This window comes from Sulfurovum aggregans (assembly GCF_055385215.1).
The window spans coordinates 1,892,689-1,917,174 of the sequence record NZ_AP042387.1 but is presented as its reverse complement, the minus strand read 5'-3'; the positions used below and the strand labels follow the sequence as shown (position 1 = coordinate 1,917,174).

The following is a 24,486-nucleotide window of genomic DNA, read 5'->3' as shown; positions in this document are numbered from 1 at the left end:
TACTTCTCTCTTCATTCCAGCCTACGAACAGCAGGCCCCGCCAAAGCCGTCTTCCAACTCCGTACCGCCACCCGATGCGATGCTCACTTTGTTGGCGATGGTCTGTCCGTTATGGATGATGGTGTAGCTTATTTTCACTGAGTCACGTATGGAGTTCACTGTCGTACAGTAACTTTCCAAAGAAGCCAGGATGTAACGCTTCGCTTTCAGCGAGTCAAATGACCCTTCAAAATCATAAATGATATGCATAGAGCTGAACTTCATAGGCACAGAAGTTGTACGCTCCACTTCTGCACTTACTTTGTAGTTACTCACTACATACCCGTCATTCTCAGCCATCATCACAAGGTCTATACCCGTACACCCTATGATACCTGTCGCAAAATACTCCACAGGGGTTATCTCTTTACAGTCCAAAATATAAGAAGATTTTGTTGTGTTTGCTTTAAATTTCTTTTCGCCTAGATATTCTACTGATACATTCATTATATTTCCTGATTATTTATTTTTATAAGTGTACTGTATGAGGCTCAGAGTTCACTGCTATGATCATTCCTGATCATCATGCGTCTTGTTCATTTTTATCACCTGAATCCAAGGTTATAAAGTTTTATGGACTAGTTTCCTTTTCCCCTCACTATATTGCCAAATGTAAAGATCCTGTATCTGCTCACGATCATATATCTCGGCAGTGCCATGATAGGATCACTTTGCCTGGCATGTCTCCGCTCAATTGTCAGGGCCGCAACATAACCTGCCTGTGTGGCTTGTTCTTCAAGTTCTTTGTCATATATTCCAAACGGCCATGCCAAATATTTCACTTCATGTCCCATCTTATCTTCAAGTTTTCGTTTGGCACCTGCAAGCTGCAGGCCAACAAATTTTTTATACTTCTCTGATGAAAGTTTTTTCTTTTCACGTTTGAAATTAGGATGCCAATATGTATGGGATTCAACACGAAAAAATGTTGTTGCTTCGAGCTCTCGCAACTGTTTCCATGTCATAGCATATGAGGCATTGGAAATAGCACTGGGGTAAATAAAAAGTGTTACAGGGATAGCATATTTTTTTACCAGCGGTGCCATATCGGAATAAACACTTCTGTGACCGTCATCCACTGTGATCACGACAGATCTGTCTGGAATTGTTTTGATCTCCCCTTTAAGGTATTTTATCGCATTTTCAAGAGAGATCACTTTATAATCGTTACTTTTCAACCATGCAAGTTGTTCGGCAAATACAGATGTTTTGATCGTCATAGAATCATTCACTTTAGCACCAAAACGATGATAACATAAAATGGGGATCTCTTTCTCAGCTTCGACACCCCATGAAAACCCTTCAAATAACAAAATTGCAACAAGCACACGAAAGATGATTTTCCACATGGCTTGAAGAAGCATCACTTTATCACTTTTTTTTATCGGCTGTCATATTTAGGTGCCGAAGCCCCCTGGAGCTATAAATATTACGGGCGTTCCACAGCATCCATCCATCACTTCCAAAATCTTCAGAGCCTCGGATCTGGTCTCTGATCTCTGTTGCACCATAAGTACGCCGGTCAAATGCATAATCGCGAAATGCCTGAAGCCATGGGCGGTATGCCAAAGGTGAACCTCCGGATTTCGTCAATGCTTTATCAAGTGTGTGCTTAACGATCTCATAGTTGGCCCTGACAGGATTTTTATAACCGGGGATACCTGCCTGGAAACCGCTTGGATAAAGCATTGGAGAAAAATAATCAACATAGGGTGCCATTGCATCGATCCTCTGACCGATCCCAAGATCAGCATCATTCCAACACACATACCCGAAAATATCTGCAGAGATAAAAACATTGTAAGGAAGTAAACGTTCCCTGGCACGTTTCAAAAATCCACTAATGGTTTTCACCCGCTCTGATTGTCTGTTTTTAACCGAAAATTTAAGCCCTCTGCTGTCCGGAAAGCGAACATAATCAAACTGTATTTCATCAAATCCTGCCTGAGCACTCTCTTCAGCGATCGAAAGGATATAATCCCATGATTTTTTTCGCGACGGATCTATCCAATAGAGCCCCTCTCTGTCTATATACAATCTTCCATTATATCTTTTCACTCCCCATTGCGGATAAGCAGCAACAAAAGGTCTGTCTTTAAAACATACGATACGAGCGATAAGATAGATTCCCTCTTTCTTCAACTTGCCCACAAATTTTTTTAGATCTTTAAATTTAACCATCTTTTGTGCACCTATGGCATGGGCCGTTGCATTGGAAGTCTTGAAAGCTATCTGTCCACGATCCATTTTCATATCGATCACAAGTGCATTGATCTCGGTAGTATGGATGAGATGTTTGGCTTTTTTCATAATTTTGCTGCTTGCTGCTCCAAAACTGGAGAGATACAGGGCTTTAGGCCTGACAGGATTAAGATAGATATTCCCGCCTCTTTTGTAAAATTTACGCTCATAGCCTACTGCACGTACCCCGATAAGTTCTGACGATGGTATAGAAAAAGCTCCTTTCTTATCCGTTCGATACTCTTTTCCGTTTGCCGTAATGATCGCAGAGACTATAGGGCTGGCACTTCTTTTGTCCAGAACAACACCTGATGTCACACTGCTCCATGCCATTGTAATACTTCCAATGAAAAGGAGGACAATACATTTTACTTTTCCCAAGATAAAATATTTACCTAAATGTCTCATATCAGTCTCCTCATCTATCGCAGTTCACATAAATCTATAGATATTATATCTGATTTTATCGGGGTTGGGCATAATCTTTCATTATAATTTACGTAGGTTGGTTGCCCTCATACTGACATTTATTTAAACGGATATCATATTTAATATGTGAAATATATTGTGGATTACCTCTCGTTACGTCTCTCTCGAGACTGTGAAAGAACTAGGTACTTCGGAAGTGAAGGCTTCAGCCTCACCCAAATATTTGCATATTTTTAGATTATTTTGACAGAAAAAGCAATATTTTCCATCAAATACAAACTTTTTTAGGAAAAAAAGCTTTTTGGTGGGACTGAAGTCTCCACTTCCATGAGTTCTTTCACAGTCTCTCTTGAGACGTAATGCACCCTGACCAAAGGGAAGAAGTGCCCTTGGGGTGCATACTGCATTTGATACAAAATGAAATGCTAATCTACTGCTAAGTGGTAAGTAACTTAAAAGTGAATACACCTACCGGTAGAATTAGATTTGGTTTGAAACTTGTATTGATATATGCAGTCCACCTACGGAGAGGTGAAACGGGCTAAAAACAATGCCAACCTAACATTAATATTACTTAAACAAAGCTTATTTTAAGAAAAAAAACAAATTTTATTAATCGATTGTTAACTTTTTAACTATACTATTCTGTATTTAAAAGAATTTGAAGATCATTTTAGATCATCTTTATCTTTTTTGAATTCAATTTTATATAAATAAAGACAGGAGTCACACCATAGAAATATTATTTTATACAGCTATTATTTTTCTTGCTGCCAAACTTTTAATCAACCCCTCAATCCTATCAAATAAATTAAAGATACAAATACTTATTCGAAGAGGATTTATAATTCCTATTACTCTGTTTCTGACTGCAACATCTGCTGAAGCTTCTTATGCCAAACTGGCTAAAAATGCAGGATTAAGCGATAAAGACATGAAAAAGATAGTTAGAAAAATAGTAAAAGTTGAATCAACTACCGGTAACTATCATACTAAAAATCGTAAAAGTGGTGCTTATGGACGTTATCAGATCATGCCTAAAACTGCTATATCCTATGCTAAAAAGCTAAAAATACCCAAAAATAAATGGAAAATGCCACATAACCAGGATAAAATTTTTAAAGCTATATTAGGTGATAATATACGAAGCTTAAAGCGAAATAAAATAAAAATCAGTGCATTCTCTATCTATGGTTCTCATCAACAGGGAGCAGGTGGTTTTAATGCTATTGTGAAGAATAAAAAGCTTACAAAAAAATTAGAAAGAAATATCAGACATAACCTTCCCAAAAAATTAAGATTGACAAGTAGATCCAATCTCAAGAAAACATGGATAAGATATTGGAAAAAGAAGTTTGCATAAGATGCAAACTTCACCTCTCGTTACGTCTTAGGAGAGACTGTGAAAGAACCTAAAATTCACCCGTCTCAAACCCCTAAAACAGTATAATAGATATACACAAGAAGCATAAATTGGGTATATCTATGAGCAATATCTATAAACAAGGTCTTAACCGTAAACAACAACAATTTTTTCCACCAAGCATCGATGAGTATGTCAGCCAAGATAATCCAGTAAGAGCGATAGAGGATTATGTAGAGCTATTGGATATGGTAGAGCTTGGATTTACCAAAGCTGCACTTGGTAGTGCTGATGGGCAACCAGCCTATCATCCAAAACTCCTTCTAAAAATCTATATCTATGGTTACCTCAATAAAATAAGAAGCTCCAGAAAACTAGAGAGTGAGATAAAAAGAAATATAGAGATAATGTGGCTGTGTGCAGGGCTTACTCCAAGTTATAAGACTATAGCTGATTTCAGAAAAGAGAATGCTAAAGCATTAAAAAAAGTCTTTAGAGAATTTGTACTACTGCTTAAAGAGTTAGACCTTATTACAGGTAAAGTTGTAGCTGTAGATGGAGCATTTCTTAGAGCCAATGCATCTAAAAATCAACTTCTACTAAAAAAGAATCTGCAAAAAGATATTGAAGCAATAGATAGTAAAATAGAGAGCTATTTAAAAAATTTGGAGTTTGAAGATGCAAAAGAGAAGAGAGAGCAAATACTCAAACCTCTCTCCAAAGATAAACTTCAGACAATGAGAGAGAAAAAATCTAAACTTGATAAAGATTTGGCTCTGCTTGAAGAGATGGGAGTTACACAATACAATAGAACAGACCCTGATGCAAGACTCATGAGAAAACCAGCCCATAACCTAATGGCATACAATTCTCAGATCGTAGTAGATAACAGTTTTAAATTTATTGTTGCTACAGATGTAAGTTCAGAAAATAATGACTATGGAAAGCTACACGCTATGGCACTGCAAACAAAAGAGATAACCCAACAAGATGATCTTACTATTATTGCAGATACAGGATACTACAGTGCTAAAGAGTTATCTAAATGTAAAGATGATAAGATAAAAACATGTGTAGCTATCCCAAACAAACAAAGCAAAGCTAAAAAGGATGGTTACTTTACTCAAGATGATTTTACATACAATGAAGCCAAAGATTGCTTTATCTGTCCAAACAATAGAGAGTTACACAAAAGCCCATCATTCAATACTAAAAAAGATGGCACTAAATACTACTTCTATAGAGCAGGAAGTAAAACATGTAATAGCTGTCCACTAAGAGATAACTGTATCCCACCAAAAACAGCATATAAAAGGGTTTCTGCCTCTGAGTATTTTAAAATCATACATGAGCATAAACAGATGATGCAAACCAACAAAGCCAAAGAGCAGATGAAGCTAAGAGCTTCATTAGCAGAGCATCCCTTTGGCACTATCAAACAAACATTGGGTTGGAGTCACTATCTTCTAAGAGGTCAAGAGAAAGTTTCTAGTGAGAATGCTCTGATCATGTTTACCTATAACTTTAAAAGATTACTCAATCTCATAGGGATAACTCTGTTTAAAAAACTTATTATTGCCATAAAAGAAAGAAATATAGCAGCTATAAGAGCAGAAATAGAAGAGTATATCGCTCATTTTAGGCTTAAATTGGTCTATTTTTTAAATTTTAGAGGATTAGATTGGTTAAAGCCGAAAGGCTTGAAAATATTGGCTTGATTGAGAAGTCTGAAAGAGAGGTTCTTTCACAGTCTCAGGGGGAGTGTTAGAAATTTCGTGTCAGTCTGATAAAATACTATCAAGGACTGACAATGAAAGAAGAATACAAATTTGATTTTGATGAGATACTCGATGAATTTAGAAGTGGAAAGAAGCTTACTGGCAAAGGTGGGCTTCTTGCTCCACTTATCAAACAACTCACAGAGGCTGCACTTGAAGCAGAAATAGAATCCCATATTGCAGATGATGTACTTTCAGGAAGAAAGAATAGGCGCAATGGATCTAACAGGAAGACAATAAAAGGCACCAGTGATGGTACCTTTGAACTTGAAACTCCAAGAGACCGTAATGGTACATTCGAACCTCAAATTGTTAAAAAACACCAAACAAGTATCAGTAATGAAATAGAAGAGAAGATCCTCTCTATGTACGGCTTAGGAATGAGTTACAGAGACATCTCTTCTCATATTGAAGAGATATATCAAGTCTCCATTTCTACAGCCACAATAAGCCTTGTAACAGACAAGATCATCTCCAAGGTCAAAGAGTGGCAGGCAAGACCACTAGAGGCTATGTATCCCTTCGTATGGCTTGATGCCATACACTACAAGATTAAAGAAGATGGAAGATATGTATCCAAAGCTGTTTATACTATACTGGGAGTAAACCTTGAAGGCAGAAAAGAAGTACTGGGTCTTTATATCTCTGAGAATGAAGGAGCTAATTTCTGGCTACAGGTACTCACTGATCTGCAGAACCGTGGTGTAGAAGATATACTTATTGCATCAGTGGATGGTTTGTCTGGTTTCCCTCAAGCTATTAACAGTATATTCCCTCAAACAGAAGTACAGCTGTGTATCGTACATCAGATAAGAAACTCACTAAAATATGTTGCTTCAAAAAACCAAAAAGAATTTATGAAAGATTTGAAGCTTGTATACAAAGCTATCTCAAAAGAAGTAGCTGAAGAAGCCCTGGATAGACTAGAGGAAAAATGGGGTGCTATGTATCCTATTGTTATCCAGTCCTGGCGAAGTAAGTGGGAGAACCTCTCTTATTATTTCAAGTATCCTAAAGAGATCAGAAAGATTATCTATACGACCAATATTATTGAATCAGTACATCGCCAGTTTAGAAAACTGACCAAAACCAAGGGTGCTTTTCCTAATGAAAACAGCCTAATGAAATTACTCTATATGGGTATATTGAATGCATCTAAAAAATGGACTATGCCAGTCTGGAATTGGTCGCTGACCATTTCTCAACTGGCTATCTTCTTTGAAGGGAGATTAGATAAATATCTAGAGGTGTAACTTATGTTACTATTTTGGACTGACACGGAATTCTAAACGATCTCGTCTCAGGAGAGACTGTGAAAGAACCTCTCTTTCAGACTTCTCAATCAAGCCAATATTTTCAAGCCTTTCGGCTTTAACCAATCTAATCCTCTAAAATTTAAAAAATAGACCAATTTAAGCCTAAAATGAGCGATATACTCTTCTATTTCTGCTCTTATAGCTGCTATATTTCTTTCTTTTATGGCAATAATAAGTTTTTTAAACAGAGTTATCCCTATGAGATTGAGTAATCTTTTAAAGTTATAGGTAAACATGATCAGAGCATTCTCACTAGAAACTTTCTCTTGACCTCTTAGAAGATAGTGACTCCAACCCAATGTTTGTTTGATAGTGCCAAAGGGATGCTCTGCTAATGAAGCTCTTAGCTTCATCTGCTCTTTGGCTTTGTTGGTTTGCATCATCTGTTTATGCTCATGTATGATTTTAAAATACTCAGAGGCAGAAACCCTTTTATATGCTGTTTTTGGTGGGATACAGTTATCTCTTAGTGGACAGCTATTACATGTTTTACTTCCTGCTCTATAGAAGTAGTATTTAGTGCCATCTTTTTTAGTATTGAATGATGGGCTTTTGTGTAACTCTCTATTGTTTGGACAGATAAAGCAATCTTTGGCTTCATTGTATGTAAAATCATCTTGAGTAAAGTAACCATCCTTTTTAGCTTTGCTTTGTTTGTTTGGGATAGCTACACATGTTTTTATCTTATCATCTTTACATTTAGATAACTCTTTAGCACTGTAGTATCCTGTATCTGCAATAATAGTAAGATCATCTTGTTGGGTTATCTCTTTTGTTTGCAGTGCCATAGCGTGTAGCTTTCCATAGTCATTATTTTCTGAACTTACATCTGTAGCAACAATAAATTTAAAACTGTTATCTACTACGATCTGAGAATTGTATGCCATTAGGTTATGGGCTGGTTTTCTCATGAGTCTTGCATCAGGGTCTGTTCTATTGTATTGTGTAACTCCCATCTCTTCAAGCAGAGCCAAATCTTTATCAAGTTTAGATTTTTTCTCTCTCATTGTCTGAAGTTTATCTTTGGAGAGAGGTTTGAGTATTTGCTCTCTCTTCTCTTTTGCATCTTCAAACTCCAAATTTTTTAAATAGCTCTCTATTTTACTATCTATTGCTTCAATATCTTTTTGCAGATTCTTTTTTAGTAGAAGTTGATTTTTAGATGCATTGGCTCTAAGAAATGCTCCATCTACAGCTACAACTTTACCTGTAATAAGGTCTAACTCTTTAAGCAGTAGTACAAATTCTCTAAAGACTTTTTTTAATGCTTTAGCATTCTCTTTTCTGAAATCAGCTATAGTCTTATAACTTGGAGTAAGCCCTGCACACAGCCACATTATCTCTATATTTCTTTTTATCTCACTCTCTAGTTTTCTGGAGCTTCTTATTTTATTGAGGTAACCATAGATATAGATTTTTAGAAGGAGTTTTGGATGATAGGCTGGTTGCCCATCAGCACTACCAAGTGCAGCTTTGGTAAATCCAAGCTCTACCATATCCAATAGCTCTACATAATCCTCTATCGCTCTTACTGGATTATCTTGGCTGACATACTCATCGATGCTTGGTGGAAAAAATTGTTGTTGTTTACGGTTAAGACCTTGTTTATAGATATTGCTCATAGATATACCCAATTTATGCTTCTTGTGTATATCTATTATACTGTTTTAGGGGTTTGAGACGGGTGAATTTTAGGTTCTTTCACAGTCTCAGGAGAGACGTAACGAGCTAAGACAATCTTTACACTGTAGGGTGCGTTTGCCAACGCACCGCTAAATTCAATATGCAATATAATATTTTTCTTCATGCAAATACAAAGGTGCGTTGGCAAACGCACCCTACGATGACATATATTCCCACTTTGCATCATTATCGACATATTGATATTTCAACGGATTATTGCAAATATATTCTAAACACCGTGCATAATCTTTCTCATCTCGTATAGTATGTTCGTAATATCGCTTCTGCCATATAGGTTTGATTTTTCTTTTATATCTGCTATATGATTGTTCTTCTTCCAGATTAAAATGCTTTGAGAAATTATATTTTATGGATTTAACAATTTTAGGATAATCTCTCACATTTTTAGGAGTAATGATCATATGTATATGGTCAGGCAACACCACAATGGCATCTATGCTATAGGTAAAGAATCGTTTACTTTCACGAAAGCTCTCACGCAACAGTTCAATATTCTCCATCAAAATAGGATTACGCCTATGTGTAACAATGGTCAAGTAATAGCTGTGCCCTGTTAAAAAAAGTCGTTTATAATTTGCTATTTTGAAGTGTAACGAAGAATTATGATTCTTATTGAGAGTATGTCAAATTGTCATGTTTTTTGATGTTGTCTGTATTTTACATCCCAAAGGTGCGTTGGCAAACGCACCCTACGGGTTGGATTTGGATGGTGGTGTTTTTTATGAATATATTTTGTTGTAGGGTGCGTTTGCCAACGCACCAATTGTATATAATATTATAAAAAAATGGAAATTAATTGGTTATTTGAAGTGAACTATGCATTACCACGAACATGGTGGTAACGAGGAGAGCATATTATCGCTAGCGAAAAATGAATATAAGTCAGAGCATAAAATACTGAGAAAGATTAATTGTATCAAATTATTTTTGTTTCGCCAACCACTTCTTCAAACTCTCCACCTGCTCCAAAGTCCTAACCGTAGCGGTTCCACCTTCAGACATACGGGCATTCATAGAGGCACGGTTGTCAAGTAGTGCTACCACACCCTCACCGATGCGCTCATCTATGCTCTGTAAGTCCTCTAAACTAAGTTCAGAGATGTCCAGTCCTTTCTCTTCTGCCAGGTTTACAGCATTACCGGTAATGTGGTACGCATCACGGAACGGAAGCCCTGCTTCTTTTACAAGGTAGTCAGCCAAGTCTGTAGCCGAAAGATGGCCTATCATACACGCAGCTTCCATTGCCTCTTTGTTTACTGTCATGTCAGCTATCATTTCATTTAGCACTTGTAGGCTAAGTAGTGCTGTTCTAACAGAGTCAAACACTCCCTCTTTATCCTCTTGCATATCTTTGTTGTATGCAAGCGGCAAACCTTTCATCACAGTAAGAAGTGCAACAAGGTTACCGTTTACACGACCTGTCTTACCACGAAGAAGTTCCGGGATGTCAGGGTTTTTCTTTTGTGGCATGATGGAAGATCCAGTCGCATGACGGTCACTCAAAGTCACCCACTTAAACTCACTTGCAGACCACAAGATGAGTTCTTCACTCAAACGGCTCATATGCATCATCATTGTAGAGATGTTAAAGAGTATCTCCAATGCAAAGTCACGGTCACTTACCGTGTCAAGGCAGTTCAACGTCGGAGCATTGAACCCAAGTTTGTCCGAAGTGATCTGACGGTCTATAGGATGCGGCGTACCAGCCAAAGCAGCACAACCTATAGGAGAGTAGTTGTTACGCTCATATGAGCTCATAAAACGCTCATAATCACGTTTGAACATACTCGCATAAGCCATCATATGGTAACCGAAGTTTATAGGCTGTGCGTGCTGCAGGTGAGTCATGCCGGGAAGCATGGTTTCCGCATTCTCTTCTGCTACCTTTACAAGTGTTTCGATATTTTCCAAAAGAAGCTCTGCTATGGCTTTCGTGTTATTCTGCACATACAGTCTAAAGTCAAGCGCTACCTGGTCATTACGGCTTCTAGCAGTATGCAGACGTTTCCCTGCATCCCCTACTTTTTCAGTCAGTCTTCCCTCTATCGCCATGTGAATGTCTTCATCATCACCGTCGAGTTTAAACACACCAGACTCCACTTCAGTAAGTATCTCTTTAAGTCCGGACTCTATCTTCTCATAATCCTCTTTACTTATGATCCCCTGCTCACAAAGCATATAGGCATGCGCACGTGAACCCTCTATATCTTCTCTGTAAAGTACCTTGTCAAAAGGGAGTGAGTTATTAAGATCCTGAAGTAGTTGAGAACTCTTCTCTGAGATTCTAGCAGAAGCGATTTTTTTAGCCATAGTTATATTCCTGAAATAATAAATTATTGCTATTTTATCGTAATATACGTTTTAAAAAGGTTTTGATCAGTTTGGGAAAGACGAAGAGCCTAAAATAGGAAAGTTATATCTAGGGGGAGATAAGGAAAAAGGCTCTTCTGTAAAAGGCGACCGGATCAAGAGAGGGAAAAAACAAGGAAGTTTACAAATTTAAACAAGGAGTAAAAACAAATTCTCTTGAAAGGGGATGGTCACCTTTTCTAATAACATTATAAACGATGGAAGTTAACCAAGAGTAATCAAAGATTAACTTACGATTAATCAATGGTTTTTATATGTTAATGCATCAGATAATTTGAAAAATTATGGATATTTTTATTTTCATCATTTTGTCATTTATAGTATCGGAACCGAAATGATCGGAGCAACACGTAGCCCTGTAGGCAGAAGCAAAAAATCGTCACTACTTTCGATGCAATCCCGCAGGAACGAGGACAATCGCTTCGCTTTTCTGCCACTAAAGGGCGATACTCTCCGTTGCTAAAGCGTAAGTGGGGTGCATTGGTCGTTTGTAGTGACAGTTCTTATGAATATGTCTAAGCTATCGCCAATACTTAAATTTTATAGAGAGATAACCATTTGCACATTGACTCAATTATTAATATAGGGCTATATAAAGAACGAAGGCAATCCTTGAAATACGTCAGTTTTTTGCATACAGATATTATTTATCTATTAAAGGGCGAAGAGCCCAACAAAATAAGGGAAGTTAAATCTAAGGGAAAAAGGCTCTTCTGTAAAAGGCGACCGGATCAAGAGAGAAAAACAAGGAAATTTACAAATTTGGACAAGGAGTAAAAACAAATTCTCTTGAAAGAGGGGGGATGGTCACCTTTTCTAATAACATTATAAACTAGGGAAGTTAAGGAGGGGTTAATCGACGATTAATCAATAGTTTTTTCATCAAGGTTTTGATAAAAACTCGTAAAGTTTTATTTACGTTTATAATTTGGTTGATTCATTCCTTTTCTTGTTTGTTGCATCAACAAACAAGAAAACAACCCAAAGTCAGCAAATGTGGTTTGCGATAGCAAAGACTTCTTTAGACAGGCAATCCATTAGCCAATTAAAACTGTAAACAATTAAAGCCCTGCCCAGTCGCCAGCAGTTTGTGTTTTCTTTTTTTTGGTTCATTCTTTTTCTTTGTCACATCAACAAAGAAAAAAAATGAACAATAGAAAGCAAAAGAGGAGAGCAAGTTAAACTAAGATAAGGAAATAATAGAAAATGATAGAACATAACAGAACAATAGAAAAAAGATGAAGATAAACTGTTAAGAGTAAGTTATAATTCGCCAATTCAAGGGATAAGTGCAATTTCTGAGAGATAGTTTTGAAAGAGAGGGTTAATCGATCATAGGTTATCCTTTTTTCACCACAAAAACAGGAAATGCACTATGAAGTATAAACAATTAACCCTCACGGAAAGATACCATATTTCTCTTTTTTTAGAAAGAGGTTATACCCAAAAAGAGATAGCAGAAGAGTTAGGTGTTCATCCCTCAACAATCAGTAGAGAAATCAAAAGAAATTGGGATACACATGCAGATAAATATCAATACACCACTGCTCACTTCAATACGGAATATCGACATAGATCCAAACCAAAATATACTGTTATCACTCCTCAGCTAGAGAGCTACATTAGAGAGAAGCTCAAAGCTGGATGGTCCCCGGAGCAGATTGCAGGCAGAATGAAACGTGATAATATCGGAAGTATCTCACATGAGACGATCTATCAGTTCATTTATCGAAACAAAGCCAGTAAAGGCAGACTCTATAAGTATCTCAGACACAAGAACAAGAAGTACCATAAACGATGTAATGACTATCAACGCAGAGGAACGATCATTGACAGAAAGATGATCAATACACGCCCTAAGATTGTAGAGAAGAAAAAACGTATAGGGGATTTAGAGATCGATACAGTTATTGGTAAGGATCATATTGGAGCATTGGTAACAGCTGTAGATAGAAAGTCCAAATTTACTCTGATCAAAAAAGTACCTTCCAAACATGCAGAGATTGTCACTACTGCACTGATTGAAATGCTCGAACCTATCAAACAGGTGATCAAGACTATTACTAGTGACAACGGAAAGGAATTCGCTTATCACAAGCAGGTCTCACAGATACTGGATACAGACTTCTACTTCGCTAATCCGTATCACTCCTGGGAGAGAGGATTGAACGAACATACCAATGGATTGATCAGACAATATCTGCCGAAGAAGACAGACTTCACACAAATATCTAAGGAAGATGTGATTATCATACAAGAGAAGCTAAACCATCGACCAAGAAAAGTACTGAACTACAGAACGCCCTATGAAGTATTTTTTGAAGAGTTTACTAAGGAATTAGCTGCGTAAATTAGAGGTGAATTGCACTTATGATTTGAATGGGCGATTGTAAAAAGTTGATTGATAAGTTGAAATTGAAGATAGTTAAAAAACTCAATGTGGCAGCGACCTACATTCCCACAGACGTAGCCTGCAGTATTATCGGCGATGGGAGGCTTGACTTCCAGGTTCGGAATGGAGCTGGGTATGACCCTCCCTCTAGCCCCACCACAAAGAGAAGTAAGAACACCGTAATGTGCTTAATTCTCTCTGATTGAGTTTAGAGAAACTTAGTATTGTTAAGAGTCTAGGCGTAATGTTGTAATTACAACTTTAAGAAATACTTTCTTAATAAGTTTGCACTTAATAAGGTAGTACCTATTGAAGAATAAAGTAAATACAAACGATCTATTAGTACTGGTCAGCTAAATGACTTACATCACTTACACACCCAGCCTATCAACGCAGTAGTCTTCTGCGGATCTTCAGGGATGATTCATCTTGGAGTTGGCTTCCCGCTTAGATGCTTTCAGCGGTTATCACATCCGAACATAGCTACCCAGCGATGCCCTTGGCAGGACAACTGGTACACCAGTGGTTCGTTCACCCCGGTCCTCTCGTACTAGGGGCAACTCTCCTCAATCATCCAACGCCCACGGCAGATAGGGACCGAACTGTCTCACGACGTTCTGAACCCAGCTCGCGTACCGCTTTAAATGGCGAACAGCCATACCCTTGGGACCTGCTTCAGCCCCAGGATGCGATGAGCCGACATCGAGGTGCCAAACCTCCCCGTCGATGTGAGCTCTTGGGGGAGATCAGCCTGTTATCCCCGGCGTACCTTTTATCCTTTGAGCGATGGCCCTTCCACACAGAACCACCGGATCACTATGACCGACTTTCGTCTCTGCTCGACATGTACGTCTCGCAGTTAAGCTGGCTTGTACCATTATACTCTGCTGTCGATTTCCAACCGACATGAGCCAACCTTTGTAAGCCTCCGTTACTTTTTAGGAGGCGACCGCCCCAGTCAAACTACCCACCAGACATTGTCCTCCGCCAGGATAACTGGCGCAAGTTAGCAATCAGAATATATAAGGGTGGTATCTCAAGGATGGCTCCGCTGCAGCTAGCGCCACAGCATCAAAGCCTCCCACCTATCCTGCACAAATATATCCCAATTGCAGTGTCAAGCTATAGTAAAGGTGCACGGGGTCTTTCCGTCTTGCCGCGGGTAGGAGGAATTTTCACCTCCACTACAATTTCACTGGATCCCTGGTTGAGACAGCTCCCATCTCGTTACGCCATTCATGCAGGTCGGTATTTAACCGACAAGGAATTTCGCTACCTTAGGACCGTTATAGTTACGGCCGCCGTTTACTTGGGCTTCGATCAAGAGCTTCGCCGAAGCTAACCCCATCAATTAACCTTCAAGCACCGGGCAGGCGTCACACCTTATACATCCTCTTACGAGTTAGCAAAGTGCTGTGTTTTTGATAAACAGTCGGGAGGGACTCTTTGTTGCAACCTCTTTTGCTTTCTGGAGTAAATCCATATACAAAAGTAGGCACACCTTATTCCGAAGTTACGGTGCTAGTTTGCAGAGTTCCTTAACCAGGGTTCTTCCACGCGCCTTAGAATACTCATCTCACCCACCTGTGTCGGTTTACGGTACGGGCAACTAATAATACACTTAGAGGCTTTTCTTGGCACGACGGTATCAACGATTCTGAATCAACTCCGAAGAGCGTCATCAGCCTGTCAGGTCTCGAAAACAGCCGGCGGATTTTCCTATCCAGCTTATCTACACCCTTCGAGCCACTATTCCATCAGTGACCTCGTTTAACCCTATGCGTCCCCCCTTCGTACTAAACTATCAGTTGGTATTGGAATATTAACCAATTTGCCATCGCTTACCCCTTTCGGACTCAGCTTAGGACCCGACTAACCCTACATTGACGAGCATCGTGTAGGAACCCTTGGGTTTACGGCGAACAGGATTCTCACCTGTTTTATCGCTACTCATGCCTGCATGCTCACTTCTAGCCGCTCCACCACTCCTTACCGGTATGGCTTCAATGCTGACTAGAACGCTCTCCTACCACTTGTACTAATGTACAAATCTACAGCTTCGGTGTCTATTTTAGCCCCGTTATATTTTCGGCGCAGAATCGCTAGACCAGTGAGCTGTTACGCTTTCTTTAAAGGATGGCTGCTTCTAAGCCAACCTCCTGGTTGTCTAAGCAACTCCACATCCTTTTCCACTTAAATAGAACTTTGGGACCTTAGCTGGTAGTCTGGGCTGTTTCCCTTTCGACATAGGATTTTATCACCCTACGCCTGACTGCCATGAATTCACATGAGGTATTCGGAGTTTGACTGGGTTTGGTACCTTGGTATAGGCCCTAGCCCAATCAGTGCTCTACCCCCTCATGCTTCGAACATGACGCTATACCTAAATATATTTCGGAGAGAACCAGCTATCACTAAGTTTGATTGGCCTTTCACCCCTATCCACAGGTCATCGGAGAAGTTTTAAACCTTCACCCGTTCGGTCCTCCACTAGCTCTTACACCAGCTTCAACCTGCCCATGGATAGATCACTTAGTTTCGGGTCTACAGCAACTAACTAGCGCCCTATTAAGACTCGCTTTCGCTACGGCTTCGCGTTTGCTTAACCTTGCTAGTCACCATAACTCGCAGGCTCATTATGCAAAAGGCAGTCCATCACCCCGCATATAGCATGGGGCTCTGAATGATTGTAGGCAGATGGTTTCAGGTTCTATTTCACTCCGCTTGCCGCGGTTCTTTTCACCTTTCCCTCACGGTACTGGTTCACTATCGATCCTGGAGTAGTATTTAGCCTTGGAAGGTGGTCCTCCCATATTCAGTCAGGGTTCCACGTGTCCCGACCTACTCGAATAGTCTATGATTAGTTTTCGTATACGGGACTTTCACCCTCTGCGGTCAAGCATTCCAGCTTATTCTACTAACACCTCAAAGATTTTAGGGCTAATCCCATTTCGCTCGCCGCTACTTTGGGAATCTCGGTTGATTTCTTTTCCTGTAGGTACTGAGATGTTTCACTTCCCTACGTTCGCTCTCTCGAAAGAGTGACATGATTCGCACCATGCCGGGTTGCCCCATTCGGAAACCCGGGGATCAAAGCTTCTTGGCAGCTCCCCCCGGCTTATCGCAGCCTAGTACGTCCTTCATCGCCTCTCCTGGTCTAGGCATCCACCATCTGCCCTTAGATTAATTTACTTAATTCTAAGGTACTACCTTATTAAATGCAAAATGAACTCTTCTGTGTTTCCACGTTTGGTTCGTTTTTGTATGTTTAATAAGTCGAAGATTTCTTACGTCTTCTAAATATTGAGTTTCTTGCACATGAAAGATATTAATTTCTAAAGATAATTCTTTATAGTTAATATGTTTATGTTAAATTGTAATTTTTTGTAAAATCTGACTTAGTAAAATAAATTACTTCGTCTCGTTTTGCAACATTACGTTAGACTCTTAACAATAATAAGTTAAATAACTTTAGGTGTAAAACCTAATACAAAGACTCTAGTGAGTTTTTGTATTAAGCTTTATATCTCAATACCATTTTATGTTCATTACATGAAATGGTGGAGAATAACGGGATCGAACCGATGACCTCCTGCGTGCAAAGCAGGCGCTCTCCCAGCTGAGCTAATTCCCCAGAATTAGTGATAGTGACAGTCGATAGTGATAGACTATCTTTCTCAACTATACTTTTAAGTCAAAGATCCCAATGATCTTAGACAACCAAACATAAGTTATGATCGAACATATAAACAAACCAAGTCTTTTGATTGTGTTCATACTTTGTGAGAAGCATGAACTATACTCTTGAAAGGAGGTGATCCAACCGCAGGTTCTCCTACGGTTACCTTGTTACGACTTCACCCCAGTCGCTGATCCCACCGTGGAGGGTAGCCAGTTTAGCTTCCCCGCTTCGGGTGAAATCAACTCCCATGGTGTGACGGGCGGTGAGTACAAGACCCGGGAACGTATTCACCGTAGCATAGCTGATCTACGATTACTAGTGATTCCAGCTTCATGTAGTCGAGTTGCAGACTACAATCCGAACTGAGAACAGGTTTATAGATTTGCTCCACCTCGCGGTATCGCGTCTCATTGTCCTGCCCATTGTAGCACGTGTGTTGCCCTAGCCGTAAGGGCCATGATGACTTGACGTCGTCCTCACCTTCCTCCTCCTTGCGAAGGCAGTCTCACTAGAGTCCTCGGCCGAACCGTTAGTAACTAGTGACGAGGGTTGCGCTCGTTGCGGGACTTAACCCAACATCTCACGACACGAGCTGACGACAGCCGTGCAGCACCTGTATAAAAGCTCCCGAAGGCACCACTCCATCTCTGGTGTGTTCTAATATATGTCAAGGCTAGGTAAGGTTCTTCGCGTATCTTCGAATTAAACCACATGCTCCACCACTTGTGCGGGTCCCCGTCTATTCCTTTGAGTTTTAATCTTGCGACCGTACTCCCCAGGCGGAATGTTTAATGCGTTAGCTGCATCACCGAATAGACTAGCTACCCGACGACTAACATTCATCGTTTAGGGCGTGGACTACCAGGGTATCTAATCCTGTTTGCTCCCCACGCTTTCGCGCCTCAGCGTCAGTACTGTTCCAGAAGATCGCCTTCGCTTTTGGTATTCCTAGTTATCTCTACGGATTTTACCCCTACACAACTAATTCCATCTTCCCCTCCCAGACTCTAGTCTGACAGTTTTGGATGCAGTTCTACGGTTGAGCCGTAGGCTTTCACATCCAACTTATCAGACCGCCTGCGCGCGCTTTACGCCCAGTGATTCCGAGTAACGCTTGCACCCTCCGTATTACCGCGGCTGCTGGCACGGAGTTAGCCGGTGCTTATTCATATGGTACCGTCATTATCTTCCCATATAAAAGGAGTTTACACACCGAAATGCGTCATCCTCCACGCGGCGTTGCTGCATCAGAGTTTCCTCCATTGTGCAATATTCCCCACTGCTGCCTCCCGTAGGAGTCTGGACCGTGTCTCAGTTCCAGTGTGGCTGATCATCCTCTCAGACCAGCTAGGCGTCATTGTCTTGGTAGGCCATTACCCCACCAACTAACTGATACCATATAGTCTTATCCCTTGGCGAAAAAACATTTCCCAATCTACATTAAGTAGAAAGGAGTATGGGGTATTAGCAGTCATTTCTAACTGTTATCCCCCTCCAAGGGGCAAATTAACTATACATTACTCACCCGTCCGCCACTTAGCTGACATCCTAGTAAACTAGGACCGTTCTCGTTCGACTTGCATGTGTTAAGCACGCCGCCAGCGTTCACTCTGAGCCAGGATCAAACTCTCCATTAAAAATAGAATGGTTTGAACCATTGTCAGAATCACTTAAGTTATTCTACTTAAGTTAATTCATATCACTTTTATTATTTTAAAAAAGTGCAAAAATTAAATCTCAAATAGACGTTGATTTGTTTACTTATATTTGGTTGTCAAAGATCATTCATCAACACTCTTCCTAGCAACTCGCTAGCCGTCCATGTGTTGTTGGACGCGTATTATAGCACCGAAACTTTCCCTTGTCAAGGGTTTTTGTGAAAATATTTGAAATTTATTGAAAAAAATTCTTTGCTTACATTATATATGCAATTTTTACTTAAAATTTACCATATTTTTTAAAGAAATGATCAATATTATTGTATTTATTTTTCTTATTTTTGTAGAGAATTCGCCTATAGCAAAGTACTGTATGGCAAAATAGACAATATGAGGAATTAAAATATGAGAAATAATATAAAAATATTTTTGATTTATAGTTGATTTTACTGTACACATTTTGTGTAGTGAGAGAGAACTGAATTAAATAGCATGTGACCGAACAAAATTTATTCGGTCACATAGACTGTGAAGCAGAAAGAATTAGATCTTTTCTGCTACTGGAACATCATATAGGATATCATCCATTGGGTGTCTGTACATAGGCATAGCAAGACGTTTTTCATCAAGTACGTGACCGATGAATCCGATGGATCTACCAACGATGAAGAATGCATTCAATGTACCTGACTCGATAAACTCATTGATCTCTTCTTCAGAGTAGCCTAATGCTCTCCACATATCAACCATAAGGATACCGATAGTACCGTCAACGTTAAGAATGAGGTTCTCTTTCTTAGAGGTAGTCAACTGCTCAACTGTCAATGCATAGTCAAGAAGCGGTGTTGCCGGGAAATACTCTTTAGCAAACTTCTTAAGTCCCTCAACTCTAAGGTCCGGGTTTTTAAGAGATTTGATACGGTGACCGATTCCTGGGATCGGCACACCCTCACCTTTCATATATTTCAAGAATGCTTTCGGTTCAAGATCATTGTCATCTGCATATTTGAAGTACTTCGCTGCACCATCAATAGCACCACCGAATCTTGGTCCAATAGTAAGAAGACCTGTTACCAATGCTTCAACTACTGATTTACCAGCTCTTGCTGTTACTTTTGCATTGTGTGCACCTGATACTGCCGGTCCATGGTCTGCAACTGTTTTGATCACTGTTTCAATGAACTGCGTAGCCCACTCCGGATACTGTTTTTTGAACCATAAAAGTGAGATAACATCACCGATACCTTTACCTGTATCCGGTGTTGCCACTGAAGAGATAGGGAATCCGGCATATGTTGCTTCTTCGCCTCTGTCATCAGAGATTGTACAGATGAACTGCTTAGGTCTTCTTACTTTAGGTACGACATTCAGTGCCGGCTCTTCGATATCTTTAATAATACCTTCTGCATGCAATTCTTTGTATACACCGTTAATTACTTCCGGAAGGTCGTTGAATGATGCCGGTACATGAATACCTGCTTCAGCCATCGCTTTGTTTTTATATTCAGCTGTTTCAGATTCAGCATTTGCAGATGCACCTGCATGACCGAACTGAACACCGGAATCATAATATTTAGCGATCGTACCGATACACCATGCGATCACAGGTTTAGTGATTCTTCCGTCTTTGATCGCTTCAATTACTTTATACTCTTCAGTACCACCGACTTCACCAAGAAGGATCATATATTTAACATCCGGGTTCTCTTGCATTCTAAGAAGGTTGTCAATAAATACTGAACCGACAAATCTGTCACCACCGATCGCAACACCTTCTGCAATACCGTCTGCATTAATAGCAATGATATTTGAAAGCTCATTGAAAAGACCTCCCGATCTTGTTACAAGACCACAAGAACCTGCTCTATGGAGTTTAGAGTTGATAATGTTATCGATAGTACCACCGATGTTAGCAATCTTAAATGCACCCGGAGCAATAGCACCAACAGTTGCCGGTCCGATCACTGTTACATTCTTTTCTCTTGCGAATGCATTCATACCACGTGCAAGTCTCTCAGGGATACCTTCTGCTGTGATCATGATCGTTTTGAATCCACCAAGGTTCAACGCTTCCATCGTTACATCATATGCTGTTCTGAATGATGCAAAGTTAAGAAGAACATCTGCCTGAGGCTGAGCTGCTTTTGCTTCAGCTGTACTTTTGTAAAGCGGCACCATGATCTCATCAGCACCCCAAAAGAATTTTTCGAACTTATTACCACTTGTAGGAGCAACGATTCCCGCTACTGATGGTGTTTCTCTTTTGATCGTATAATCATAATCCAGCATTCTTTGGATAGCAGTTTTATTGTTATTCCAAAAAATGGCTTGTGTATCTCTAGTAAATAATTTTGACATTCTCTTCTCCCTACTTCTCTTCTAGTGCCATACGTACGATATCTGTTACGTGTGTTTCTGGGCCATATACTTCAATGGAAAGACCTAGTCTATCAGCTGCTTCTTTGATATCTTTAAGACCTTTTTCATAGTTCGGTCCTCCACGTCTTACATAGATTTTCACACCTACTTCTTTCATCTTATCTGCATACACTTCGAATGCCTGAATGATCCCTGTAAATGTTTTTGCAACATCAGTAAAGTTAGCGATCGCACCACCGATGATCATGATCTTATTACGTCCTTGAGGATCTTTCTCTCTTGTCATAAGATCTAAAATAGTCTCTGCATAGAACTTCGTCTCACCTGTTGTCGGTCCACCTGAATACTCACCATAGTTCGCGAGATCTTCAATACCGGCAAAGTCAGCAATAGTATCAGCATAAACAACTGAAGCACCACCACCGGCAACCATTGTCCAGATACGAGCTTCCGGTTTAAGCAGTGTCAATTTAAGTGATGCACCTGTTTTTGAATCTGCTTCTTCGATTGCTTCTACTTCCGGAGATTTCGATTCCATACCGAATGCAGTTGGATATTCTACATCACCCCACTCGTCCACCATCATGAATCCGGCAGTATCATCAAGTTTAGCAACCATATCAAGAAGCTCTACCTTCTTACCTTGAAGTACGAACGGATTGATCTCAAGGTATGCAAAGTTAAGTTCTCTGTATGCTTTGAAGAAACCGATCGCGAATTCAGCGAATGCTTCTTTATCTTTATCTGCTACATCTGCAGGGATATTTGCTCTGATCTTTGCTTCGATCTCTTCTTCACTGTCAGTGATCTTGAATGCAACTTCTGTTACTTTCTCGTCCCAACCCTCTTCTACTTCCATTCCGCCTTCCGCAGACATATAAAGCATATCGTCATCACCAACACATGTCGCAGAGATATAATACTCTTCTTCCTGTGTATGAGGAGTGAACGGCTCAACAATAAAGTGTGTCAGCATATCTACAGACGGCTCACCTGTCGGTGTGTCACCATCGAATGAAAAATAGACTTTTTGCTCAGAACTAGATTTTTCATCGATCCAAGACACAGCTTTATCTAAAGAAACATCACCTGGTTTAGCATCTTTAAAAAGTACCAGATCATTTTTACCTCTTTTACCAAAAAGCATATCCGGTTTTGCAACCAAAGGTTTTTCAGTTAACCATTTATGTGTTTTTGCAGTTTCTTTAAGTTCTGTTCCATTTTGAACCAGTACTGTTTCATATGCATATGTAAAGCCCGGGAAGTACTTATCCCAGTGCTTTGCCAAGATTGACTTTGCGTCATATTCTCTAATCGCCTTTTGAGCCATCGAGTTCTCCTTTTATTAAGTTCCCATTATTTTAGCATTAGATAGATTTATCTTTTGTGTAAGTAATCTAAACTATAAGAAGAAAGTGTAGATTGTGTATTTTAGAAACAAGTTGGAAAGGTTTTATTTTTTGTTTGTACAAGGGTGGATACCATAGTACATTAACTGAAAACCTTCACGCCCCCGTACATTGTCATAACAGTCACGCCCCTCGGCTTTCAATTGTTGTGACAAAAGATATGGTTTGTAGATACGATTTGCAAAATGTCTGCTTTTATCCGAAGAGAGATAAAACAATATCTGATGAAAAACAATTACAAAGATACTCAGTGCCAAAAATGACATCACTACTGCAAAACCCTGTTTATAATGTTTTTGAAATTCAGGCAAACGTACACTTACACTGTGTTTAAAGAGATCCAGCATCAGGATGATGGCGATCATCACATAGGGAGCAAAATCCGTAATATAGACCCGTTGCCGGATAGAGAGAAGTAAAGAAAAGGCAAATGCAGTAAAAGAGATATACCAGATAAGTGTTTTTTTCTCTCTGAGTAGAATACGATACATCGCATAAAAGAAGTAGAGAAACAACAAGGGAGAAAAAACTGTTGCATAAAGGCCGAATATCTCTAAAAAATGTCCTGAAGGCCTTCCTCCTATTTCAATGCCTTTTGCCAAATAGATAAAAGCGATGAGAAATGCTGATGCAGTGATGACCAGTTTTTTATCTTTATGCACTACAGCATACAACAATACTCCGACAAAAAAGATGATGGAAGCTTCATGGATGAAAAAAAGTGCAAGCATGATAAAAGGCAGGGCAATAAAGTAGCCTTTTTCATAGAGCAGGACAAAAAGCAGCACCAACGGTAATACAATAATAGCTATATTGGCTAACATTGTGGCGGTAAGAATGCCCGGCAGGAACATAAAAATAAACGTGGAAAGATATGCTTCTTCACGTTTGGGGAAATAACGCTTGCTCAATTCGTAAAAAAGTGCGATGGTCAGAAAACCGAAGAGAAGGAAAAAGATCCTTAACCCTATAAAACCGGGAATAACGTTCGTACTCCAGCGCATCAATACTCCGACAATATCCTGTGAAGTATAGAAGATCTTTGCCTCATGAGGGCTTATAGGAGTCGTAGCGGCAAGATAAAGAACAGCTATGGCATAGAAAAAAAATGCTGAAAGGAAATATTGTTTTTTCATTGCCAAGCCTTAATAGAGATCAGAGCTTTAAAAAATTATCCAGCATTTCATGTCCATATTCGCTCATGATGGACTCAGGATGGAACTGTACACCATACACAGGCTTATCCTTGATCTGAAGAGACATAATCTCATTATCATCTTTACTGTAGGATGTTGCAATGATACACTCTGGAAGTGTCTCTTTTTTTACGGTCAAAGAGTGATAACGTGTAGCCCTGAACTCTTTAGGCAGTCCCTGAAAGATAGGTGTCTGCGCATCTACCTCAACCTGAGAAGTTTTACCGTGCATCATATTCTTGGCTCTAATAACATCTCCTCCAAATGCCTGGGCAATACTCTGATGCCCCAGACAGATACCGAAAATAGGTGTTGTATCAGAAAACTCCCTGATCACATCAAGTGTAACTCCTGCCTCATCTGGTGTAGAAGGACCGGGAGAGAGGATGATCTTTTCAGGGTTGAGTGCCTTGATCTCCTCGATCGTAAGTTCATCATTACGGATCACCTTTAGATCAGCACCCAATTCTCTACAGTACTGTACGACATTATAGGTAAAGCTGTCGTAGTTATCTATCATTAATACCATT

13 protein-coding genes, 1 tRNA gene, 3 rRNA genes and 1 pseudogene are annotated in these 24,486 nt (G+C 39.7%); 4 read left to right on the top strand and 14 right to left on the bottom strand.

The genetic code is table 11. The annotated features are described in order from the left end of the window. Positions 1-21: 21 nt before the first annotated feature. The 3 genes from ACZ48W_RS09785 to ACZ48W_RS09775 all read right to left on the bottom strand — a co-directional run bounded on the left by ACZ48W_RS09785 (position 22) and on the right by ACZ48W_RS09775 (position 2,688). A complete protein-coding gene (locus tag ACZ48W_RS09785; protein WP_464828218.1) occupies positions 22-486 on the bottom strand; it encodes an OsmC family protein in 465 nt (154 codons plus the stop codon). Positions 487-617: 131 nt separating this feature from the next. Beyond that, complete coding sequence (locus tag ACZ48W_RS09780; RefSeq protein WP_464830498.1) at positions 618-1,403, bottom strand: polysaccharide deacetylase family protein; 786 nt, start codon at positions 1,401-1,403, stop codon at positions 618-620. A gap of 7 nt (positions 1,404-1,410) precedes the next feature. Then, positions 1,411-2,688 (bottom strand): putative glycoside hydrolase, encoded by a 1,278-nt coding sequence (locus tag ACZ48W_RS09775; protein ID WP_464828217.1) that lies wholly within the window; start codon positions 2,686-2,688, stop codon positions 1,411-1,413. An 817-nt stretch (positions 2,689-3,505) separates the two neighbouring features. On the opposite strand from ACZ48W_RS09775, the gene ACZ48W_RS09770 reads away from it, so the two are divergent. The 3 genes and pseudogenes from ACZ48W_RS09770 to ACZ48W_RS09760 all read left to right on the top strand — a co-directional run bounded on the left by ACZ48W_RS09770 (position 3,506) and on the right by ACZ48W_RS09760 (position 7,103). Continuing rightward, entirely contained in the window at positions 3,506-4,072 is a 567-nt protein-coding gene (locus ACZ48W_RS09770) for a lytic transglycosylase domain-containing protein (protein ID WP_464830497.1), read from the top strand. 122 nt (positions 4,073-4,194) lie between these two features. Further along, the gene (locus ACZ48W_RS09765) at positions 4,195-5,790 is read left to right on the top strand and encodes an IS1182 family transposase (RefSeq protein WP_464828216.1); all 1,596 of its coding nucleotides are present in this window, start codon (positions 4,195-4,197) and stop codon (positions 5,788-5,790) included. Positions 5,791-5,863: 73 nt separating this feature from the next. Continuing rightward, positions 5,864-7,103: pseudogene (locus ACZ48W_RS09760) on the top strand (IS256 family transposase). Positions 7,104-7,192: 89 nt separating this feature from the next. On the opposite strand, the gene ACZ48W_RS09755 reads toward ACZ48W_RS09760, so the two are convergent. The 3 genes from ACZ48W_RS09755 to argH all read right to left on the bottom strand — a co-directional run bounded on the left by ACZ48W_RS09755 (position 7,193) and on the right by argH (position 11,180). Then, positions 7,193-8,788 carry an IS1182 family transposase gene (locus ACZ48W_RS09755; protein WP_464828216.1) on the bottom strand — a complete coding sequence of 532 codons (1,596 nt, stop codon included), beginning with the start codon at positions 8,786-8,788 and terminating at the stop codon, positions 7,193-7,195. A gap of 216 nt (positions 8,789-9,004) precedes the next feature. Further along, entirely contained in the window at positions 9,005-9,451 is a 447-nt protein-coding gene (locus tag ACZ48W_RS09750) for an REP-associated tyrosine transposase (protein WP_464830496.1), read from the bottom strand. Between the two features lie 340 nt (positions 9,452-9,791). Further along, positions 9,792-11,180: an argininosuccinate lyase gene (argH, locus tag ACZ48W_RS09745; protein WP_464828215.1), complete on the bottom strand. Its 1,389-nt coding sequence runs from the start codon at positions 11,178-11,180 to the stop codon at positions 9,792-9,794. 1,435 nt (positions 11,181-12,615) lie between these two features. On the opposite strand from argH, the gene ACZ48W_RS09740 reads away from it, so the two are divergent. After that, positions 12,616-13,590 (top strand): IS30 family transposase, encoded by a 975-nt coding sequence (locus tag ACZ48W_RS09740; protein ID WP_464827468.1) that lies wholly within the window; start codon positions 12,616-12,618, stop codon positions 13,588-13,590. An 87-nt stretch (positions 13,591-13,677) separates the two neighbouring features. On the opposite strand, the gene rrf is transcribed toward ACZ48W_RS09740, so the two are convergent. The 8 genes from rrf to ACZ48W_RS09700 all read right to left on the bottom strand — a co-directional run bounded on the left by rrf (position 13,678) and on the right by ACZ48W_RS09700 (position 24,485). Continuing rightward, positions 13,678-13,793 (bottom strand): 5S ribosomal RNA (rrf, locus tag ACZ48W_RS09735). A 157-nt stretch (positions 13,794-13,950) separates the two neighbouring features. Continuing rightward, positions 13,951-16,825, bottom strand: a 23S ribosomal RNA gene (locus ACZ48W_RS09730). A 365-nt stretch (positions 16,826-17,190) separates the two neighbouring features. Then, positions 17,191-17,266 (bottom strand) — tRNA-Ala (locus tag ACZ48W_RS09725). A 173-nt stretch (positions 17,267-17,439) separates the two neighbouring features. Beyond that, positions 17,440-18,951: ribosomal RNA gene (locus ACZ48W_RS09720) — 16S ribosomal RNA — on the bottom strand. Together the 16S, 23S and 5S rRNA genes with 1 tRNA gene alongside form the textbook arrangement of a ribosomal RNA operon. 564 nt (positions 18,952-19,515) lie before the next feature. After that, positions 19,516-21,330, bottom strand: coding sequence for a citrate/2-methylcitrate synthase (locus ACZ48W_RS09715; protein ID WP_464828214.1), 1,815 nt, complete (start codon positions 21,328-21,330; stop codon positions 19,516-19,518). A gap of 10 nt (positions 21,331-21,340) precedes the next feature. Further along, positions 21,341-22,681: an ATP citrate lyase citrate-binding domain-containing protein gene (locus ACZ48W_RS09710; RefSeq protein ID WP_464828213.1), complete on the bottom strand. Its 1,341-nt coding sequence runs from the start codon at positions 22,679-22,681 to the stop codon at positions 21,341-21,343. Positions 22,682-22,804: 123 nt separating this feature from the next. After that, a complete protein-coding gene (locus tag ACZ48W_RS09705; RefSeq protein WP_464828212.1) occupies positions 22,805-23,896 on the bottom strand; it encodes a hypothetical protein in 1,092 nt (363 codons plus the stop codon). Between the two features lie 19 nt (positions 23,897-23,915). After that, on the bottom strand, positions 23,916-24,485 hold the full coding sequence (locus tag ACZ48W_RS09700) for an anthranilate synthase component II (RefSeq protein WP_464828211.1): 570 nt from the start codon (positions 24,483-24,485) through the stop codon (positions 23,916-23,918). Between the last annotated feature and the right edge of the window lies 1 nt (position 24,486).

Coding starts and splice junctions, on each gene's coding strand:
- ACZ48W_RS09785 (WP_464828218.1), bottom strand. CDS start 486: ATGAATGTATCAGTAGAATATCTAGGCGAAAAGAAATTTAAAGCAAAC.
- ACZ48W_RS09780 (WP_464830498.1), bottom strand. CDS start 1,403: ATGCTTCTTCAAGCCATGTGGAAAATCATCTTTCGTGTGCTTGTTGCA.
- ACZ48W_RS09775 (WP_464828217.1), bottom strand. CDS start 2,688: ATGAGACATTTAGGTAAATATTTTATCTTGGGAAAAGTAAAATGTATT.
- ACZ48W_RS09765 (WP_464828216.1), top strand. CDS start 4,195: ATGAGCAATATCTATAAACAAGGTCTTAACCGTAAACAACAACAATTT.
- ACZ48W_RS09755 (WP_464828216.1), bottom strand. CDS start 8,788: ATGAGCAATATCTATAAACAAGGTCTTAACCGTAAACAACAACAATTT.
- argH (WP_464828215.1), bottom strand. CDS start 11,180: ATGGCTAAAAAAATCGCTTCTGCTAGAATCTCAGAGAAGAGTTCTCAA.
- ACZ48W_RS09740 (WP_464827468.1), top strand. CDS start 12,616: ATGAAGTATAAACAATTAACCCTCACGGAAAGATACCATATTTCTCTT.
- ACZ48W_RS09715 (WP_464828214.1), bottom strand. CDS start 21,330: ATGTCAAAATTATTTACTAGAGATACACAAGCCATTTTTTGGAATAAC.
- ACZ48W_RS09710 (WP_464828213.1), bottom strand. CDS start 22,681: ATGGCTCAAAAGGCGATTAGAGAATATGACGCAAAGTCAATCTTGGCA.
- ACZ48W_RS09705 (WP_464828212.1), bottom strand. CDS start 23,896: ATGAAAAAACAATATTTCCTTTCAGCATTTTTTTTCTATGCCATAGCT.
- ACZ48W_RS09700 (WP_464828211.1), bottom strand. CDS start 24,485: ATGGTATTAATGATAGATAACTACGACAGCTTTACCTATAATGTCGTA.